At 61.1% G+C, this 17,769-nt stretch carries 12 protein-coding genes, 1 tRNA gene and 2 rRNA genes; 12 read left to right on the forward strand and 3 right to left on the reverse strand.

Annotation, left to right across the window (positions count from 1 at the left end; translation table 11 throughout):
• Window positions 1-241: 241 nt before the first annotated feature.
• From ON753_RS23325 to ON753_RS23335, 3 genes are all read left to right on the forward strand, one after another.
• A 23S ribosomal RNA gene (locus ON753_RS23325) occupies window positions 242-2,965 on the forward strand.
• A 397-nt stretch (window positions 2,966-3,362) separates the two neighbouring features.
• A 5S ribosomal RNA gene (rrf, locus tag ON753_RS23330) occupies window positions 3,363-3,477 on the forward strand.
• 306 nt (window positions 3,478-3,783) lie between these two features.
• A tRNA-Met gene (locus tag ON753_RS23335) sits at window positions 3,784-3,860 on the forward strand.
• Between the two features lie 60 nt (window positions 3,861-3,920).
• Here the strand turns inward: ON753_RS23335 and ON753_RS23340 are convergent.
• On the reverse strand, window positions 3,921-4,976 hold the full coding sequence (locus ON753_RS23340; protein ID WP_265966025.1) for a GlxA family transcriptional regulator: 1,056 nt from the start codon (window positions 4,974-4,976) through the stop codon (window positions 3,921-3,923).
• Between the two features lie 98 nt (window positions 4,977-5,074).
• On the opposite strand from ON753_RS23340, the gene ON753_RS23345 reads away from it, so the two are divergent.
• The 7 genes from ON753_RS23345 to ON753_RS23375 all read left to right on the forward strand — a co-directional run bounded on the left by ON753_RS23345 (window position 5,075) and on the right by ON753_RS23375 (window position 12,499).
• Window positions 5,075-6,328, forward strand: a complete 1,254-nt coding sequence (locus tag ON753_RS23345) for a sarcosine oxidase subunit beta family protein (RefSeq protein WP_265966027.1) — start codon at window positions 5,075-5,077, stop codon at window positions 6,326-6,328.
• Window positions 6,329-6,339: 11 nt separating this feature from the next.
• Window positions 6,340-6,642, forward strand: coding sequence for a sarcosine oxidase subunit delta (locus ON753_RS23350; protein WP_265966029.1), 303 nt, complete (start codon window positions 6,340-6,342; stop codon window positions 6,640-6,642).
• Window positions 6,639-9,632, forward strand: coding sequence for a sarcosine oxidase subunit alpha (locus ON753_RS23355; RefSeq protein ID WP_265966031.1), 2,994 nt, complete (start codon window positions 6,639-6,641; stop codon window positions 9,630-9,632). Before ON753_RS23350 ends, ON753_RS23355 begins: the two co-directional genes overlap by 4 nt.
• Before the next feature lie 14 nt (window positions 9,633-9,646).
• Complete coding sequence (locus ON753_RS23360) at window positions 9,647-10,198, forward strand: sarcosine oxidase subunit gamma (RefSeq protein ID WP_265966033.1); 552 nt, start codon at window positions 9,647-9,649, stop codon at window positions 10,196-10,198.
• A 494-nt stretch (window positions 10,199-10,692) separates the two neighbouring features.
• Window positions 10,693-11,226, forward strand: a complete 534-nt coding sequence (locus ON753_RS23365; RefSeq protein ID WP_265966035.1) for a PAS domain-containing protein — start codon at window positions 10,693-10,695, stop codon at window positions 11,224-11,226.
• A 120-nt stretch (window positions 11,227-11,346) separates the two neighbouring features.
• Window positions 11,347-11,985: a HAMP domain-containing protein gene (locus ON753_RS23370; protein WP_265966036.1), complete on the forward strand. Its 639-nt coding sequence runs from the start codon at window positions 11,347-11,349 to the stop codon at window positions 11,983-11,985.
• Window positions 11,945-12,499 carry a methyl-accepting chemotaxis protein gene (locus ON753_RS23375; RefSeq protein WP_265966038.1) on the forward strand — a complete coding sequence of 185 codons (555 nt, stop codon included), beginning with the start codon at window positions 11,945-11,947 and terminating at the stop codon, window positions 12,497-12,499. The genes ON753_RS23370 and ON753_RS23375 overlap by 41 nt, the downstream gene beginning before the upstream one ends.
• A gap of 59 nt (window positions 12,500-12,558) precedes the next feature.
• On the opposite strand, the gene ON753_RS23380 is transcribed toward ON753_RS23375, so the two are convergent.
• A complete protein-coding gene (locus tag ON753_RS23380; protein ID WP_265966040.1) occupies window positions 12,559-13,179 on the reverse strand; it encodes a TetR/AcrR family transcriptional regulator in 621 nt (206 codons plus the stop codon).
• A 120-nt stretch (window positions 13,180-13,299) separates the two neighbouring features.
• Between ON753_RS23380 and ON753_RS23385 the strand changes: the two genes are divergently transcribed.
• The gene (locus ON753_RS23385) at window positions 13,300-15,336 is read left to right on the forward strand and encodes an NADH:flavin oxidoreductase (protein WP_265966042.1); all 2,037 of its coding nucleotides are present in this window, start codon (window positions 13,300-13,302) and stop codon (window positions 15,334-15,336) included.
• Between the two features lie 500 nt (window positions 15,337-15,836).
• On the forward strand, window positions 15,837-16,271 hold the full coding sequence (locus ON753_RS23390; protein WP_265966044.1) for a YbaN family protein: 435 nt from the start codon (window positions 15,837-15,839) through the stop codon (window positions 16,269-16,271).
• On the opposite strand, the gene ON753_RS23395 is transcribed toward ON753_RS23390, so the two are convergent.
• Window positions 16,247-17,686 (reverse strand): helix-turn-helix domain-containing protein, encoded by a 1,440-nt coding sequence (locus ON753_RS23395; protein WP_265966046.1) that lies wholly within the window; start codon window positions 17,684-17,686, stop codon window positions 16,247-16,249. The two genes, ON753_RS23390 and ON753_RS23395, sit on opposite strands and share 25 nt — an antisense overlap.
• Between the last annotated feature and the right edge of the window lie 83 nt (window positions 17,687-17,769).

Consider the following 17,769-nt stretch of genomic DNA (forward strand, 5'->3'; position numbering starts at 1 on the left):
GGGTCCGGGTTGACGTTGGCGGCCGCGTGAACGGTTTGCGCGAGCTGTTCTGAGGTTGTTTGGGTGTTAACGCACTCAAGCAGCTCGAAGAGCGGTAGTGCAAACAAAGATGATCTTTTGCGCGACCTGTTCTGAAGGTATTTGGGTGTTAGCGCACTCAAGTAGCTCAAAGAGCGGTAGTGCAAATAATGGATCATCTTAAAGCGCTGTGCGCTTTGAGATGAACATTGATAATGAGAGTGATCAAGTGTCTTAAGGGCATTCGGTGGATGCCTTGGCGACAAGAGGCGATGAAGGACGTGATACGCTGCGATAAGCGTCGGGGAGCTGCGAATAAGCTTTGATCCGGCGATTTCCGAATGGGGCAACCCACTCCGCATGGAGTACCCGAAAGGGAGCGAACCCGGGGAACTGAAACATCTAAGTACCCGGAGGAAAGGACATCAACCGAGACTCCGCTAGTAGTGGCGAGCGAACGCGGACCAGGCCAGTGGTCATATTTTAAGAACCGGAACCGTCTGGAAAGTCGGGCCTTAGCGGGTGAGAGCCCCTTACGGGTAGAAAGAGATATGATCCTTGAGTAGGGCGGGACACGTGAAATCCTGTCTGAACATGGGGGGACCACCCTCCAAGCCTAAGTACTCCTTGTCGACCGATAGCGAACAAGTACCGTGAGGGAAAGGTGAAAAGCACCCCGACGAGGGGAGTGAAACAGATCCTGAAACCGGATGCCTACAAACAGTTGGAGCCCGAGAGGGTGACAGCGTACCTTTTGTATAATGGGTCAGCGACTTAATTTAACGAGCAAGCTTAAGCCGGTAGGTGTAGGCGCAGCGAAAGCGAGTCTGAATAGGGCGCTGAGTTCGTTGGATTAGACCCGAAACCGAGTGATCTAGCCATGGCCAGGTTGAAGGTGCGGTAACACGCACTGGAGGACCGAACCCACGCCTGTTGAAAAAGTCGGGGATGAGCTGTGGCTAGGGGTGAAAGGCCAATCAAACTCGGAAATAGCTGGTTCTCCGCGAAATCTATTTAGGTAGAGCGTCGGATGAATACTCCCGGGGGTAGAGCACTGGATGGGCTATGGGGGCTTACCGCCTTACTGATCCTAACCAAACTCCGAATACCGGGAAGTACTGTCCGGCAGACACACAGTGGGTGCTAACGTCCATTGTGGAGAGGGAAACAACCCTGACCGCCAGTTAAGGTCCCCAAGTTATGGCTAAGTGGGAAAGGATGTAGGACTCCCAAAACAACCAGGATGTTGGCTTAGAAGCAGCCATCATTTAAAGAAAGCGTAACAGCTCACTGGTCTAAATAAGGGGTCCCGCGCCGAAAATGTACCGGGGCTCAAGCCATACACCGAAACTGCGGGTGCATCCTTCGGGATGCGCGGTAGCGGAGCGTTCTGTAAGTCTGCGAAGGGAGACCCGTGAGGGCTCCTGGAGATATCAGAAGTGCGAATGCTGACATGAGTAACGATAAAGCGGGTGAGAGACCCGCTCGCCGAAAGTCCAAGGGTTCCTGCGCAACGCTAATCGGCGCAGGGTTAGCCGGCCCCTAAGGCGAGGCCGAAAGGCGTAGTCGATGGGAATGCAGTTAATATTCTGCAGCTTGTGGGTAGTGACGGATGCCGTGTGTCGTATCCCCTTATTGGATTGGGGGTGCTGCGAAGGTGTTCCAGGAAATAGCTCCCACGTATAAACCGTACCCGAAACCGACACAGGTGGACTGGTAGAGCATACCAAGGCGCTTGAGAGAACTATGCTGAAGGAACTCGGCAAAATGCTCCCGTAAGTTCGCGAGAAGGGAGACCTCACGACGGGCAACCGTTGTGGGGTGGCACAGACCAGGGGGTGGCGACTGTTTATCAAAAACACAGGGCTCTGCGAAGCCGTAAGGCGACGTATAGGGTCTGACGCCTGCCCGGTGCTGGAAGGTTAAGAGGAGGTGTGCAAGCACCGAATTGAAGCCCCAGTAAACGGCGGCCGTAACTATAACGGTCCTAAGGTAGCGAAATTCCTTGTCGGGTAAGTTCCGACCTGCACGAATGGCGTAACGACTTCCCCGCTGTCTCCAGCATAGACTCAGTGAAATTGAATTCCCCGTGAAGATGCGGGGTTCCTGCGGTCAGACGGAAAGACCCCGTGCACCTTTACTACAGCTTCACACTGGTATTCGTGTCGACATGTGTAGGATAGGTGGTAGACGTTGAAGCAGGAGCGCCAGCTCTTGTGGAGTCACCCTTGAAATACCACCCTTGTCGTCATGGATATCTAACCGCGGTACAACAATATCCGGGACCGTGTGTGGCGGGTAGTTTGACTGGGGCGGTCGCCTCCCAAATGGTAACGGAGGCGCGCGAAGGTGGGCTCAGAGCGGTCGGAAATCGCTCGTTGAGTGCAATGGCATAAGCCTGCCTGACTGCGAGACTGACAAGTCGAGCAGAGTCGAAAGACGGCCATAGTGATCCGGTGGTCCCTCGTGGAAGGGCCATCGCTCAACGGATAAAAGGTACGCCGGGGATAACAGGCTGATGATGCCCAAGAGTCCATATCGACGGCATTGTTTGGCACCTCGATGTCGACTCATCACATCCTGGGGCTGGAGCAGGTCCCAAGGGTTTGGCTGTTCGCCAATTAAAGTGGTACGTGAGTTGGGTTCAGAACGTCGCGAGACAGTTCGGTCCCTATCTGCCGTGGGTGTAGGAGAATTGAGAGGATCTGTCCCTAGTACGAGAGGACCGGGATGGACGTACCTCTGGTGGACCTGTTGTGGCGCCAGCCGCATTGCAGGGTAGCTATGTACGGAAGGGATAACCGCTGAAAGCATCTAAGCGGGAAACCCACCTCAAAACGAGTTCTCCCTGAAGAGCCGTGGAAGACCACCACGTCGATAGGAAGCGTGTGGAAGTGCGGCAACGCATGAAGCTTAGCTTTACTAATAGCTCGTTCGGCTTGATCCTCTCATTAGTCAATGTTCATCATCCCAAAAGCGCGAAAGCGCTTTTGAGATCATGGTTTTGTTCTCACGGACGTACGGTCCTTCGGACCTGTCCTGCGAACCACGCGGCCTGACCGGCCGGCGGCCGCTTGGCCTTGCCTTCGCTGCGCTCGGAACTCTTGTTCCCTCGCAAAGCCGAAGGAAAACCAGATCGAAACTCATCAATAATCAGGAATGACCAGTTCTCACCGGCCTCAAGGCTCCAATCCCCCAAGGGAAAAGAGCCCGAACCGCAAGGTTCGCAAGGCCAAGCGGCCGCCGCCCGGTCAGGGCGCGCCGTCCGCAGGCCAGCTGCCAAGCAGCGTACGGCCGTGAGGACAGATCAACACCAGTTTTACGCAAAAACTGCGCTTCGCCGGCCTGGTGGCCCCAGCGGGGAGCCCCCACCCGATCCCATCCCGAACTCGGCCGTGAAACTCCCCAGCGCCAATGGTACTGCATCTTAAGATGTGGGAGAGTAGGTCGCCGCCAGGCCTGCAAATCGCAGTCAATCATCTTCAACCTGTTGCCGCTCACGCGCGTAACGCCCTGCGGGCTGCGCTCCGCGAGGGCGGCCTGACCGGCCGGCGGCCGCTTGGCCTTGCCTCCGCTGCGCTCCGGATCCCAAGTCCCATATCAGCGCAGAATACCGGTCACCCAATGATATACGCTGCCGCATCCTGAAATGGAGCAGCCCCGTTTGCCCGCAGGACCAAAGGTCCGAGGACAAACAAAACAAAAAATGCCGGGCTTCAAACAAGCCCATCCGGGAAACCTCGGTTCCCGTGAACAAAACAATACCGCGGGGTGGAGCAGCCCGGTAGCTCGTCAGGCTCATAACCTGAAGGTCGCAGGTTCAAATCCTGCCCCCGCAACCAAATCAAACAAAAGCCCCTCGGTTAAAACCGTGGGGCTTTTGGCGTTTAGATCAACCCTCATCAAGCCTCCTCAACACGAGGCAAAAGAACGCCTGCAGCACGGGGCTGCGTCTCCAGCGAAGTCGGTGAATGCGTCCGCCGGTAATCAGACGGGGTCATGCCGAGCTCGGCCCTGAACGTGTTGATCAGATGCGATGAATCGCAAAAACCGGTGGCGTGGGCGATGCGCGTCACCGTCTTGTCCGACGTCTCCAGCATCCGGCGCGCCGTATCCAGCCTGAGCTTGAGCTCAACGCGCGAAGGCGAGAGGCCGAGATCGGTCTGGAAGCGGCGCTCGAGCTGCCGGCGGCTGAGGTTCAGTCCGCTCGCCACTTCCTCGACCGTTTCGGGACTTTCGATATTCTGACGCATCCGGATCAGCGCCTTGCGCACCACCGGATCCCGGGCGGCCAGATCGTCCCGGAAACCGGGCTGGGGCTTGTCCCCGGTCATCGCTTCGTCGATGATCATGATGCTGAGGCTCTTGGTCGCCGCGACGCGGCCGATGTGTTTTTCCACCAGCCAGGCGGCCAGATGCGCGGCGCTGTGCCCGCCCGAGCAGGTCAGCCTGTCCCGGTCGACGACGAATATCTGGTCCGAGACAGGGCGGGCGGTGTCGAAGCGTTCCAGGAAATCGTCATGGTGGAACCAGCTCACGCAGCAGCGGTAGCCGTCGAGCAGGCCGGCCTCGTGCAGCAGGAAGACGCCCGTGCAAAGACCGGCCAGCGGTATGCCGGAACGCGCGGCCGATTGCAGAAAAGCAATGTTCTCGCGCGAAAGCCCGCTTGCCTCGGTGATCAGGCCGCCGACCACGACGATGTAGTCATAGTCGGCCGCGTTGCGCAGGCGGGTGTCGGGCTGCACCTTGACCCCGCAGCTGGACCGGACCGGGTTCATGGTGTCGGAGAGCACGGTCCACTCGCAGTTGATCGGTCGCGAGCGGTCCGCCTCGTCGGCCGCCAGGCGCAGGACGTCCACGAAATTGGCGAAGGCGGACAGCGTGAAGTGATCCGCGAGGAGGAACGCGACGCTCAAGCGCTTCTTGCCGGGTTTGTTTCGTGTCTCAACAGTGCTCATGGCGCAATCATACAATATTCCCGGCGCAATTTTCCAGTCCCGTTCCGTGCAGTCCAGCTAAGACTCCAAGGAGTAAAATCAGCCGGGGCTGGTCTGACATGACCCACTTTTCTGCGCTATCGCTCTTGAAGAATGCCCTTACGGGCCACAAGAACTGGACACCGCAATGGCCTGACAGTCAGCCCAAGGCGGAATACGACGTGGTGATCGTCGGAGCCGGCGGGCATGGTCTCGGCGCCGCCTATTACCTGGCCAAGGAACACGGCATCACCAATGTCGCGGTGATCGACAAGGGCTGGCTGGGCGGCGGAAATACCGGGCGCAACACCACGATCATCCGGTCCAACTATCTCTATGACGAAAGCGCGAAGCTCTATGACCATGCGCTTGATCTGTGGGACGGTCTGGCCCAGGAGCTGAACTACAACATCATGTATTCCAAACGCGGCGTGATGATGCTCGCCCATAACGTTCATGATGTGCAGAGCTTCCAGCGGCATATTCACTCCAATCGGCTGAACGGCGTCGACAACCGCTGGCTGACGGCAGAGCAAGCCAAGGAAGTCTGTCCGCCGCTGAACATATCGTCGAGCGCGCGCTATCCGGTCATGGGGGCTGCCCTGCAGAAGCGGGCGGGAACCGCGCGTCATGATGCCGTCGCCTGGGGCTATGCCAGGGCCGCGGCCATGCGCGGCGTCGACATCATCCAGAACTGCCCGGTGATTGCGATCCGGCGCGGCGCTGACGGCCGCGTATCGGGCGTCGAAACGGCGAAGGGTTTCATCGGCGCCAAGAAGGTTGCCGTGTCGGCGGCCGGCAATACCAGTGTGGTGATGGACAGCGCGGGCGTGAAGCTGCCGCTGGAAAGCTATCCGCTTCAGGCGCTGGTCTCCGAGCCGGTCAAGCCGATCTTCCCCTGCGTGGTGATGTCGAACACGGTCCATGCCTATATCAGCCAGTCCGACAAGGGCGAATTGGTAATCGGCTCGGGCACCGACCAGTATACCAGCTACTCGCAGCGCGGCGGCCTGCCCTTGATCGAGCACACGGTTGCGGCGATCTGCGAGGTGTTCCCGATCTTCAACCGCATGCGCATGCTGCGCAAATGGGGCGGCATCGTTGATGTGACCCCGGACCGCTCGGCCATCCTCGGCAAGACGCCGGTGCCGGGTCTCTATGTCAATTGCGGCTGGGGCACGGGTGGCTTCAAGGCGACGCCCGGTGCGGCGCATGTGCTTGCCTGGACCGTGGCCAAGGACGAGCCGCATCCGATCAACGCTCCCTTCACCCTCGAGCGGTTCCGCACGGGCCGCCTGATCGATGAAGCCGCCGCGGCTGCCGTTGCGCACTGAGGATATCCGACATGCTTCTGATCCATTGTCCCTATTGCAATGAAACGCTTCCGGAACTGGAATTCGCCTATGCCGGCCAGGCGCATGTCGCCCGGCCGCTCAACCCGGGCGAGACCAGCGACGAGGAGTGGTGCGAGTTCCTCTTCATCCGCAGCAACGCGCGCGGACCGCATTACGAGCGCTGGCGGCATATTCATGGCTGCGCCCGGTTCTTCAACGCGGTGCGCGACACGGTCAGCGACCGGTTCCTGACGACCTACAAGGCGGGTGAAGCCCGTCCCGACCTGTCCAAATTGCTGGAGAAGGCAGAATGACCCGCTTCCGCGTTTCCGGGCGCGGCCGTGTCGATCATGACCGGCCGATAAGCTTCACCTTCGACGGCGCCAGGATCGAAGGCCGCGCCGGCGACACGGTCGCCTCGGCACTGCTGGCCAACGGCGTGCATCTGATGGGCCGGTCGTTCAAGTACCACCGGCCGCGCGGCCCCGTCGCGGCAGGCTCCGAAGAACCCAATGCGCTCATCGGTACGCGCCGCGGCAAGGGCCGGTTCGAGCCCAATACCCGCGCCACCGTGCAGGAAATCTGGAACGGCCTGGAAGCGAGCAGCCAGAATAAATATCCGAGCCTGAAATTCGACGTCGGGGCGGTGAACGACCGCGCCTATATGTTGTTTTCCGCCGGGTTCTACTACAAGACCTTCATGTGGCCGAAGTCCTTCTGGGACAAGGTCTATGAGCCCTTCATCCGCGCCGCGGCCGGGCTCGGCGTTTCGCCGAAGGAAGAAGATCCGGACACCTATGCATCGCGCTACCTGCACACGGATGTGCTGGTCATCGGCGCCGGTCCGGCGGGGCTGGCGGCGGCGCTCAATGCCGCCCGAGCCGGACTGCGCGTCACGCTGGTCGATGAGAATTCGGAAGCCGGGGGCACGCTGCTCAGCGAACCGCAGGCCGAAATCGACGGTGTTGCCGCCTGGGACTGGATCTCCGGCGCGCTCGGCGAACTGGAAACGCTCGGCGTGCGCATCATGACCCGCACCACGGCGATCGGTTACTATCACCAGAACATGGTCGGGCTCTGTCAGAAGCTGACGGATTATCTTGAGACACCCGACAGCCAGATGCCGCGCGAGCGGCTGTGGCGGGTGCGGGCCGGCCAAGTGATCCTCGCTCAAGGCGCGCTGGAAAAGCCGCTGGTCTTTGACGGCAACGACCGGCCGGGTGTGATGCTGGCGGGCGCCGCCCAGACCTATCTGAACCGCTACGGTGTGCGGGTTGGGGACAGGGCCGTCGTGGCCACCTGCCATGACAGCGCCTGGTATGCGGCCTTCGACCTGGCCGATGCCGGCACCAAGATCGAAGCCATTGTCGACACGCGCGCCGAAGTACCAGCGGCATTGCACGCCGGTGCAGAGGCGCGCGGTATTCCGGTGCTCATGAGCCATACCGTCACCGGTACCAAGGGACGCCTGCGCGTCAGCTCGGTGCGGGTCAACCCGGTGCAGGCCGGCAAGGTGGGAGCGGACAGGACGCTTTCCTGCGACTGCCTGCTGATGTCGGGCGGCTGGACGCCCTCCCTGCATCTCTTCTCCCATACCAAGGGGTCGATCGCCTGGGACGAGGACATGCAGACATTCCTGCCCGACCGCAAGACCGAGGCCTGCCAGATCGCCGGTGCGGGCCGCGGCCTTTGGGGGATCGAGGCAGCCCTGAACGACGGCGCGGCCATGGGGGCCGAAGCTGCCCGCGAGCTGGGCAAGGCTTCCGGCGACGTGAGCTATGCGGTAGCACAGGACCGGCCAGGCTCGGGCGTCAGCCATACGGAGCTGCCGACCGACCGCAATCCGGGCGCTGCGCGTGCCTTCGTCGACTATCAGAACGACGTAACGGCCAAGGACCTGCGCCTGGCCGTGCGCGAGGGCATGCGTTCCATCGAGCATGTCAAGCGCTACACCACCAACGGCATGGCGACCGATCAGGGCAAGATGTCCAACATCAACGGCCTGAACATCGCCGCCAGCGCCCTGGGCAGGAAGCAGCCGGAAGTGGGGCTGACCACGTTCCGCCCGCCCTACACGCCGACCACCTTCGGTGCGTTTGCCGGGTATCACCGCGGCAGCCATTTCGCGATGACCCGCAAGACGCCGATCGACAGCTGGGCCGAAGAAAACGGCGCGGCATTCGAACCGGTCAGCCTCTGGCGGCGCGCCTGGTATTTCCCCAAGGCGGGCGAGGACATGCATGCCGCGGTTTCCCGCGAATGCCGCGCCACACGGAAGTCGGTCGGCATCTTCGACGCCTCCACACTCGGCAAGATCGAGATTGTCGGGCCGGATGCGGTGGAATTCATGAACCGCATGTACACCAACCCCTGGACCAAGCTTGCGCCGGGACGGGCCCGCTACGGGCTGCTCCTGGGCGACGACGGCTTCATCCGCGACGACGGCGTGATCGGGCGGCTTGCCGATGACAGGTTCCATGTGACGACGACGACCGGCGGTGCCGCGCGCGTTCTGAACATGATGGAGGACTACCTCCAGACCGAATGGCCCGACCTGAAGGTCTGGCTGACCTCGACCACTGAGCAATGGTCCACCATTGCGCTGAACGGCCCGAACGCGCGCAAGCTGCTCGCTCCGTTCGTGGAAGGGCTGGACATCTCGGACGAAGCCTTCCCGCACATGTCCGTTGCCGAATGCACCGTTGCGGGTTTCCCGGCGCGCCTGTTCCGGATCAGCTTCACCGGCGAACTCGGTTTCGAGGTCAATGTGCCGGCCCGCCACGGTCGCGCGCTCTGGGAAAAGCTCTGGGAAGCAGGCCGGCAATATGACATCTGCGCCTATGGCACGGAGACCATGCACGTGCTGCGGGCGGAGAAGGGCTACATCATCATCGGCCAGGACACCGACGGCACGGTAACGCCGCACGATGCCGGGATCAGCTGGGCGATCGGCAAGAACAAGCCGGATTTCGTCGGCAAGCGCGGGCTTGAGCGTTCCGACCTCAAGGCCGAGGGGCGCAAGCAGCTCGTCGGTCTCCTGACCGAGGACGGCAAGACCCGGCTGGAAGAGGGCGCGCAGATCGTTCTCGATCCCAACCAACCCAAGCCGATGAAGATGGTCGGCCACGTGACCTCGTCCTACCATAGCGATGCGGCCGGTCAGCCCATCGCCATGGCACTGGTCGAGGGCGGGCACGCCCGGATGGGCGAGACTGTTTTCATTCCCATGACCGACAGTGTGATCAAGGCTAAAGTCACCGGGACCGTGTTCTACGATCCCGACGGCGAACGGCTGAAACTGTGAGCGGAGACGATCAGATGACGGCTCATATCCACGCATTTACTCCGGGCCTGCTTGCCAGCAGCAGCGCCGTGACGGTGACGCTTCTGGCTCCGGTCGCCCGGTTGTCGCTGCGCGCTCGCGAGGCGGAGTTGCCGGCGCTTTCGACCGCACTCGGCATCGAGCTTCCAACCAGGGTCGGCGCGCGTGCCGCTTCCGGCACGACGGAGGTTCTGTGCCTCGGTCCCGACGAGTGGCAGATCCTTGCCGCCGAGGCGGATGCGCCCGGACTGATCGCCGCCTGCGCCGGTGTCTATGATCAGGCGCCGCACAGTCTCACCGAGATTACCGATCGCGAGATCTCGGTTCAGATCGAAGGGCCGAAGGCGGCGGATCTGCTGACGCTCGGCTGTCCGCGCGATATTGACCGGCTCTCTGAGGGTGAGGGTCGCAGAACGCTGCTCGACGGATCAACCGTGGTGCTGTGGCGGGACGGCGCAGACCGGTTCCGCGTCGACATATGGCGCTCGTTCGCGCCGCATGTGCTCTCGCTCCTGGAGACCGGCTGCGCGGAACTCGCGATGGACTGAGCCGCGCCGCGCAGACTCGCGGCCGATGAGCCCGGGTCTGAGTTCCACCATCCGATGGCCTTGCTGGCAGTCACCAGCAAGGCCTTTTTTGTGCGCGCTCCGCCGGCATCATCCGGATCCTCGGCCGAGGTCGAATCGCACATGCAATCGGAGCGCCGAACTCGTACCAGCGCACCCGATTGCTGCTTTCATATCCAATTTGCGAAAGTAGTATCCATCCGGCGTAGAATATTCGCGCAGATTTGGATGATTAAGAATTTGTTCAGGGTCGGCGTCTCAATCCTGACGTGCAAATGAATTCTTGGAATGAACTTCATTTTCGGGCGAATGAAGCAGATGATAGTTTCGAAAGCAAGAAAATATCTCATGCATCGCAAGCTTCCTCTCGGGAATGAGCAATTGTTCCAGCAAATGACAATCCCCAAGGGATCCACGGCGGCAACCTGCAACGCTGCGGCGCCGATGGCCGGGGCTTCTGACAAGCGGAGACAAGAATGGCACGTGAAGCATGCCTGACCGGCGTCGAGCAGTTTTTCGACGAGGACGAGATCATCGTTAGCAAGACGGATCTCAAGGGGCGCATGACCTACTGCAACGACGTTTTCCTGCGGATCGCTGGTTATGGCGAGCAGGAGTGTCTCGGCCAGCCGCACAGCATGATCCGTCATCCGCACATGCCGAGATGCATATTCCAGCTTCTTTGGGAGACCATCCAGGACGGGCGTGAAATCTTTGCCTATGTGATGAACCGCTGCAAGAACGGCGACCACTACTGGGTGATCGCGCATGTGACTCCCAGCCGTGACGGCGATGGCAACATCGTCGGCTATCACTCCAGCCGCCGCGTTCCCGACCGCGGGATACTGGAGGGGACGATCATGCCGCTTTACGAGCGGTTGCTGGCCGAGGAGCAGCGGCACGGAAACCGCAAGGATGGTCTCAGGGCGTCGATGGCAATGGTCAAGGACCTGCTGAGCGACAAGAACATGCAATATGACGAGTTTGTCGCCAGGCTCCAGGCAGCCTAGCAACTTGAAAAAGTGCGACTTTGAGCGGATTCCGGACCGTTTGCGAGGTGCCCGAGAAACGCACCGGTCGAACGACATATTGCGCGACACTTCTTCGAAACAGAAAAGAATATAGGTCCAATGTTTTCCAACGAGTACAAATCGGCCGTCCGCAAGGCCGTCAAAGTCTGCGAGGCTGTTGCGGACGGTGATTTTGAGGCGCGTATCGTCAACATCACCGAGAAGGGTGAAGCGGGCCGGTTGCTGCATGCGATCAACCGCCTGATCGATCGTTCCGATGCCTATATCCGCGAGTCGCGGGCGTCGCTCGAATATGTGGCGTCCAACAAGTATTTCCGCCGGATTGCGGTAAGAGGCATGACCGGCGCTTTCGGCGAGGCGAGCCGGACGGTCAATACGGCCATGGATACGATGGAACACCGGGTCGCGGAATTCTCCCGTGTGGTTCAGCTCTTCGAGGCCCAGATGAAAGAAGTCGTCGATCTCGGTCGCCTCAGCGGCAACGGAACTGGAGGCCTCGGCAACGACGCTGGAGAGCTCGACCTTGTCGGGCAAGGAGCAGGCCACATCGGTTGCCGCTGCTGCAGAACACGCGTCCGCGAATGTCGGCTCGGTTGCAGCGGCAACGGAGCAGATGACGAATTCGGTCGGAGAGATCAATCATCAGGTGAGCGAATCCTCACGCATCACCGCCGGTGCGGTTGCCGAAGTCGAGCAGATGACGCGGGACATCAGCGGTCTGTCGGCGGCATCGGATAAGATCGGCGAAGTCGTGGCCCTCATCACAGATATTGCCGACCGGACAAACCTCCTGGCGCTGAACGCCACGATCGAGGCCGCGCGCGCCGGCGAAGCCGGCAAGGGGTTCGCGGTTGTCGCCTCGGAGGTGAAGGGGCTGGCAAGCCAGACGGCAAAGGCGACCGACGAGATCCGTGCGCAGATTTCGGGGATCCAGGGTGCGAGTACCCAGGCCGTCATCTCCATCGAAGCCATCGGCAGCACGATCGCCAAGGTCAATGAAATTGCCTCCATGATCGCCGCCGCGGTGGAAGAGCAAAGCGCCGCCACAAGCGAAGTCGCCCGGAATATCGACCAGGCGGCAGCCGGAACCTCCGAAGTCAGCGAGAGCATCGGCATCATCAGCCTGGCTGCCAGCGATTGCGGCGTTGCCGCGACCCAGGTTCTGGCCGCGTCTTCGGAACTTGCGCACAAGGGCGAAGTTCTCAGAACGGGCGTCGATACCTTCCTGGCCGAAGTTCGCAAGGTGATCTGAAGCAGGGCCCGAAAGGCATAGCTGGTCAGGGCGAGGGGGATACCTTCAAAGGTGACCGGCTAACCGGCATGCCGGGCGGCGAAGCGGTCGAGTTCCCTCTGCTCGGGTGCCAGGCCGGTGAAGATCTCCACATACTGGGGAACGCGCTTCATGCGGACGGCGATGTCTTCCGCCGTCTGCATTGAGATATAGCCGATCTGGACCAGATAGATCGTGCGGGCCCGCACATCCGCGTGTGCCTCGTCGTGGCCGAAGCGAACGAGCATGCGTGCCAGGGCATCGAGCCGCTGCTGGTCGGCGCTGCGGACCTCGGCCAGAATCTCCGGCGCCTGAAGCGCCCAGCTGCGGACCGCGAATTCGAACCTGGCGTCGAACAGTGCGGTGTCGAACCAGCAGTCGAAAACGTTCAGCATCGCCTCGGCGACCGTCTCCGCATAAGCTTCCGACCGCTTGATCAGGTTGCCGGTGTTCTTTTCGCGCCAGCGCGCCACGAGCGCCTCCAGCAACTCCTCCCGGTCCTTGAAGAACCAGTAGAAGCTCGTCCGCGACAGTTTGAGCTTCTTTGCCAGCGGCATGATCTTGACGGCATCGACGCCGGATTCCAGCAGGACTTCATAGGCCGCTTCCAGCCAAAGGTCCGGAGATCCGCGCCAACCGCTCTCGTTCACAATCTGCTCCATGAGCGATCACCTAGCAAAATTATACAAGTGCGTCAATGAAATGTACCGTCCTGACTGGTGAGTTGACACTAATGTACATTTCTGCAAATGTTGCCGGAACGCTTAAACGGAGCCAGGCAGATGTCGAACGACCCACTCCTTCAGCCCTACCAGCTCAAACATCTGACGCTGCGCAACCGCATCATCATGACCTCCCACGAGCCGGCCTACCCGGAGGACGGCATGCCCAAGGGGCGCTACCGGGCCTACCATGCGGAGCGTGCCAGGGGCGGGGTGGCGATGACCATGACGGCCGGCTCCGCCGCCGTTTCCAGGGACAGTCCCCCTGTGTTCAACAATCTCCTGGTCTACAAGGACGAAGTGGTGCCGTGGGTCAGGGAACTGACCGACGCCGTGCACGAAGAAGGTGCGGCGATCATGATCCAGCTGACCCATCTCGGCCGCAGGACGCGCTGGGACAAGGAATTCTGGCTGCCGGTCGTCTCGCCGTCCCACAGCAGGGAGGCTGCACACCGGGCATTTCCGAAGAAGCTGGAAGACTGGGACATCGAGCGGATCATCAAGGACTACGCCAATGCTGCCGAGCGCATGAAGGCCGGCGGCATGGACGGCATCGAGCTGCAGGCCTACGGGCATCTGATGGACCAGTTCTGGTCACCGCTGACCAACGAGCTTGACGGTCCCTATGGCGGGTCACTCGACAACCGGCTGCGGTTTGCCTTCGACGTGATGACGGCGATCCGCAAGCGCGTCGGCCCGGATTTCATTGTCGGCATCCGTTATTCGGGCGACGAGATGCTGGAAGGCGGGCTTTCCAGGCAGGACGGGCTGGAGATTTCCAGGCGGCTGAAGGAAAGCGGCCTGATCGATTTCCTCAATGTGATCCGCGGGCATATCGACACCGATGCCGGGCTGACGGATGTTATCCCGATCCAGGGCATGGCCAGTTCGCCGCATCTCGATTTTGCCGGCGAAATCCGTGCCGCCACCAACTTCCCGACCTTCCACGCGGCCAGGATCCCCGACGTTGCGACGGCGCGCCATGCCATCGCCTCGGGCAAGCTGGACATGGTCGGCATGACCCGGGCCCATATGACCGATCCCCATATCGTCCGCAAGATCATGGAAAACCGGGAAGAGGACATCCGCCCCTGCGTCGGCGCCAATTACTGTCTCGACCGGATCTACCAGGGCGGGGCGGCGTACTGCATCCATAACGCGGCGACCGGCCGCGAGGAGAGCATGCCGCATGACATCGCCAGGGCCAAGAGGCGCAGGAAGGTGGTCATCGTGGGCGCCGGCCCGGCCGGAATGGAGGCCGCCCGGGTCGCGGGCGCGCGTGGCCACGAGGTGGTGGTCTTCGAGGCCGCAAGCCAGCCCGGCGGCCAGATCCGTTTGACGGCCCAGAGCCACCGGCGCAAGGAGATGATCAGCATCATCGACTGGCGCACGGCACAATGCGAGAAGTCGGGCGTCGTCTTCCGCTTCAACACCTGGGCGGAGGCCGATACCATTGCGGCGGAAACCCCGGATGTGGTCATCATCGCGACCGGCGGCCTGCCGCATACCGAGGTTCTTTCCAAAGGCGACGAACTCGTCGTCTCCTCCTGGGACATCATCGCCGGCGACGTCAAGCCGGGGGAGAACGTCCTTGTCTATGACGACGCGGGCGACCATGCGGGTCTGCAGGCCGCCGAACTGATCGCCAATACCGGTGCAAAGGTGGAGATCATGACGCCGGACCGTTCGTTCGCGCCCGAAGTCATGGCGATGAATCTGGTTCCCTACATGCGTGCCATGCAAAAGCTGGACGTCACCTTCACCGTGACCTACCGCCTTGAAGCCGTTGAAAGAGACGGCAATCAGCTGATTGCTCATATCGGCAGCGACTATGGCGGAATTGCAAAACGGCGCCCGTTCGACCAGGTCGTCGTCAATCACGGCACGATCCCGCTGGACGAGCTCTATTTCGAGCTCAAGCCCGCCTCCGTGAACCATGGCGAGATGTCCCATGATCAGCTGATCGCGGGCGTTCCCCAGTCCGTCGTGCGCAATCCGCAAGGCACGTTCCAGCTCTTCCGGATCGGCGACGCCGTTGCCGCGCGCAACACCCATGCGGCGATCTACGACGCGCTCCGGCTGGTCAAGGATGTCTAGGTTGGAACGCGGGGCACCGCCAAAGGGGCCCTGGTTTCAGCGATGCGAGATGATTGGTCGGGCCTAACTACAAAGCGACCTCTTTCTGAGGAGCTAACCTGCTGCGGATATTCACGGACGGATCTGAAGCCGCTCGGAGTTACCTCGGGCGAATGAAGTGAGACCCGGGCCTGCTCATTTCCAGAGCGCCTATGACCTGGCGCTCGAGGCTCGGCCGCATACGTGTCAGCTGCCTTGCCGAGCGGACAAGCGAGTGGGCCCCGGCTCTGCGCTTCGCTGGGCCGGGGTGATTCCGTGGGACAGGGGAGTGCTCCAGCACGTGAAACAGCTCAATTGAAGGGGATCGGGACGGCAAGACGGCGCCTGAAATGCGCAGCCGGCAAAAGCGACCCGCCGCATGATGAAAACCTGAGTTTTTTGATCAAGATCAAGTAGCCCTTCGGCGCGCGAGGGCATATTCGGTTTCAGACAGACCGGTTTGAGAGTGCGGGCACCTGAAGATGCTGACTGCAAGGATCACCACGACGGCAAGGCGAACATTATGGCTGCTGATCGGCTTCCTTGCGCTCGGGCTCGGCGCATTGGGAGCTGTCCTGCCTGTTCTTCCCACGACCCCGTTGGTCATCCTCGCAGCTTTTGCCTTCGGCAAGAGTTCGCCGGACCTGCAGGCACGACTTGAGTCCACCCGGCTTTTCGGGCCGGCCATCGCTGACTGGCGTGCCCACGGCGCGATCGCTCCGCGCTACAAGACGATGGCGATCGTCATGATGGCGGCCGTCTTCGCGGTGAGCCTTGGCATGTCCGTCGCGGTCACTGTCCTGATCGTCCAGGCGGTCTGCCTGACCGGTGCCGCGGTCTTCATCCTGAGCCGTCCAAGCCCGCAACTCCGTGTTGAAAGGCAGCCGGTGGTCTACTCGGACGGGGATACCCGGTAGGGCACGATCCCGCGCCGCGCGGGATCGATGAACGGCTCCTTGTCGATCGCCGGAAAGGCCCGCTGGTCGCAATTGTCTCTCGGGCAGATCCGGCAATTCACGCCGATCGGCTCGGGCGCGGAGATCTGGTCGATGTCGAGGCCGTCGGCATAGACGATCGCGTCCGCGTACTTCACCTCGCAGCCGATGCCGAGCGCGTATCGCCTCTCACCGGTCTTGTAGTCGGGCTGATGCTTGGTGACGCTCGTCGCCATGCACAGGTACTGGACGCCGTCCGGCATCTGCGCGACCTGTGCCGTAAACTTGTTGGAGTTCTGCTCGAACGCCTGATGGACGTTCCAGCGCGGGCACGAACCGCCGAAGCGGGCAAACTGAAAGCGCGTGGCGCTATGGCGTTTGACGACATTGCCGGCGCGGTCGATCTTGACGAAGTAGAACGGCAGGCCGTTCGCCCCGGGCCGCTGCAGGGTCGACAGCCGATGGCAGATCGTCTCGATGCTGACATCCATCTGGTTCGACAGCAGCTGGATGTCATGCCGGCATCTTGCCGCCGCCCGCAGAAACTCGTCGTAGGGCAGGAGAAGCGCCCCGGAGAAATAATTCCGCAGCGCCAGCCTGGCGATGCTTTCGGCTGATTTGGTCTTGAATTTAGCCCTGTCGACCTCTTCCAGGATCAGATCTTTCACGCACAATTCGGCGATCACGGAGCCGAGCAGAAAGTTCTTGGTCGACTGGGGAATGGCCCGGTAGATGGAAATCCTGCGGGTGTAGTCGTCCTGGCGGATGAGCGTGTCCTGGTAGTCCGGATGCTGTTCGACGGAGATGCTGAAACGGTCCTGAAGCCAGCGAGTCAGGCAGTCGAACTTGGAGGCGCCGCTCGGCAGGCCGATCTCGTAGGACAGCTTCTCGGCTGCCCGGTCGAGCGAATCGACGTAGTTGTCCATGTAGTGAAAATAGTCGCGGACATCGTCATAGGCGGATTTCTTCAGGCTCGCGCTGCCTTCGCCGGCGCCGTTCATATGCGCCAGATCGTCCTCGATGGCTTCGCGGTCATGAAAGCTGCGCAGGCTCCCGTAGAGATCCATGATCGCCTGGGTGATGCCGGGCGCGCGGGTCACCAGTTCGTGCAGTTCCTGCTTGCCGACGGACGAGCTGTGGAACTGGGTGTCGGCGAAGATTTCCTGCAGGTCCTGCATGACACGGTCGAGATCGTTCTTCTCGAAGGCCGCCAGGTCGGTGCCGAAGATCCGGTTGATGGACAGGAGAACCGAGGCGGTAACCGGTCTGTTGTTGTTCTCGATCTGGTTTACATAGGCGGTCGAAAGGCCGATCTTCTTTGCAAACTCGACCTGCGACAGACCGAAATCGGATCTGATCTGCCGCAGGGTATGCCCGGAATAGAGTTTTTTGCTCATGGGACAGATCCTCATCAATCCAAATGCAAAATATTAGCAATATGCTATATGCACTTTAACATTTTACAAAACTGTCATCATCG

This window comes from Roseibium salinum (assembly GCF_026240905.1).
In the GTDB taxonomy this organism is placed as follows: domain Bacteria; phylum Pseudomonadota; class Alphaproteobacteria; order Rhizobiales; family Stappiaceae; genus Roseibium; species Roseibium salinum.

Bases quoted from the DNA above. Each gene is read 5' to 3' on its own strand.
- ON753_RS23345 (WP_265966027.1), top strand. From the start codon at position 5,075: ATGACCCACTTTTCTGCGCTATCGCTCTTGAAGAATGCCCTTACGGGC.
- ON753_RS23395 (WP_265966046.1), bottom strand. From the start codon at position 17,686: ATGAGCAAAAAACTCTATTCCGGGCATACCCTGCGGCAGATCAGATCC.
- ON753_RS23385 (WP_265966042.1), top strand. From the start codon at position 13,300: ATGTCGAACGACCCACTCCTTCAGCCCTACCAGCTCAAACATCTGACG.
- ON753_RS23340 (WP_265966025.1), bottom strand. From the start codon at position 4,976: ATGAGCACTGTTGAGACACGAAACAAACCCGGCAAGAAGCGCTTGAGC.
- ON753_RS23375 (WP_265966038.1), top strand. From the start codon at position 11,945: ATGACGCGGGACATCAGCGGTCTGTCGGCGGCATCGGATAAGATCGGC.
- ON753_RS23380 (WP_265966040.1), bottom strand. From the start codon at position 13,179: ATGGAGCAGATTGTGAACGAGAGCGGTTGGCGCGGATCTCCGGACCTT.
- ON753_RS23370 (WP_265966036.1), top strand. From the start codon at position 11,347: ATGTTTTCCAACGAGTACAAATCGGCCGTCCGCAAGGCCGTCAAAGTC.
- ON753_RS23365 (WP_265966035.1), top strand. From the start codon at position 10,693: ATGGCACGTGAAGCATGCCTGACCGGCGTCGAGCAGTTTTTCGACGAG.
- ON753_RS23390 (WP_265966044.1), top strand. From the start codon at position 15,837: ATGCTGACTGCAAGGATCACCACGACGGCAAGGCGAACATTATGGCTG.
- ON753_RS23355 (WP_265966031.1), top strand. From the start codon at position 6,639: ATGACCCGCTTCCGCGTTTCCGGGCGCGGCCGTGTCGATCATGACCGG.
- ON753_RS23360 (WP_265966033.1), top strand. From the start codon at position 9,647: ATGACGGCTCATATCCACGCATTTACTCCGGGCCTGCTTGCCAGCAGC.
- ON753_RS23350 (WP_265966029.1), top strand. From the start codon at position 6,340: ATGCTTCTGATCCATTGTCCCTATTGCAATGAAACGCTTCCGGAACTG.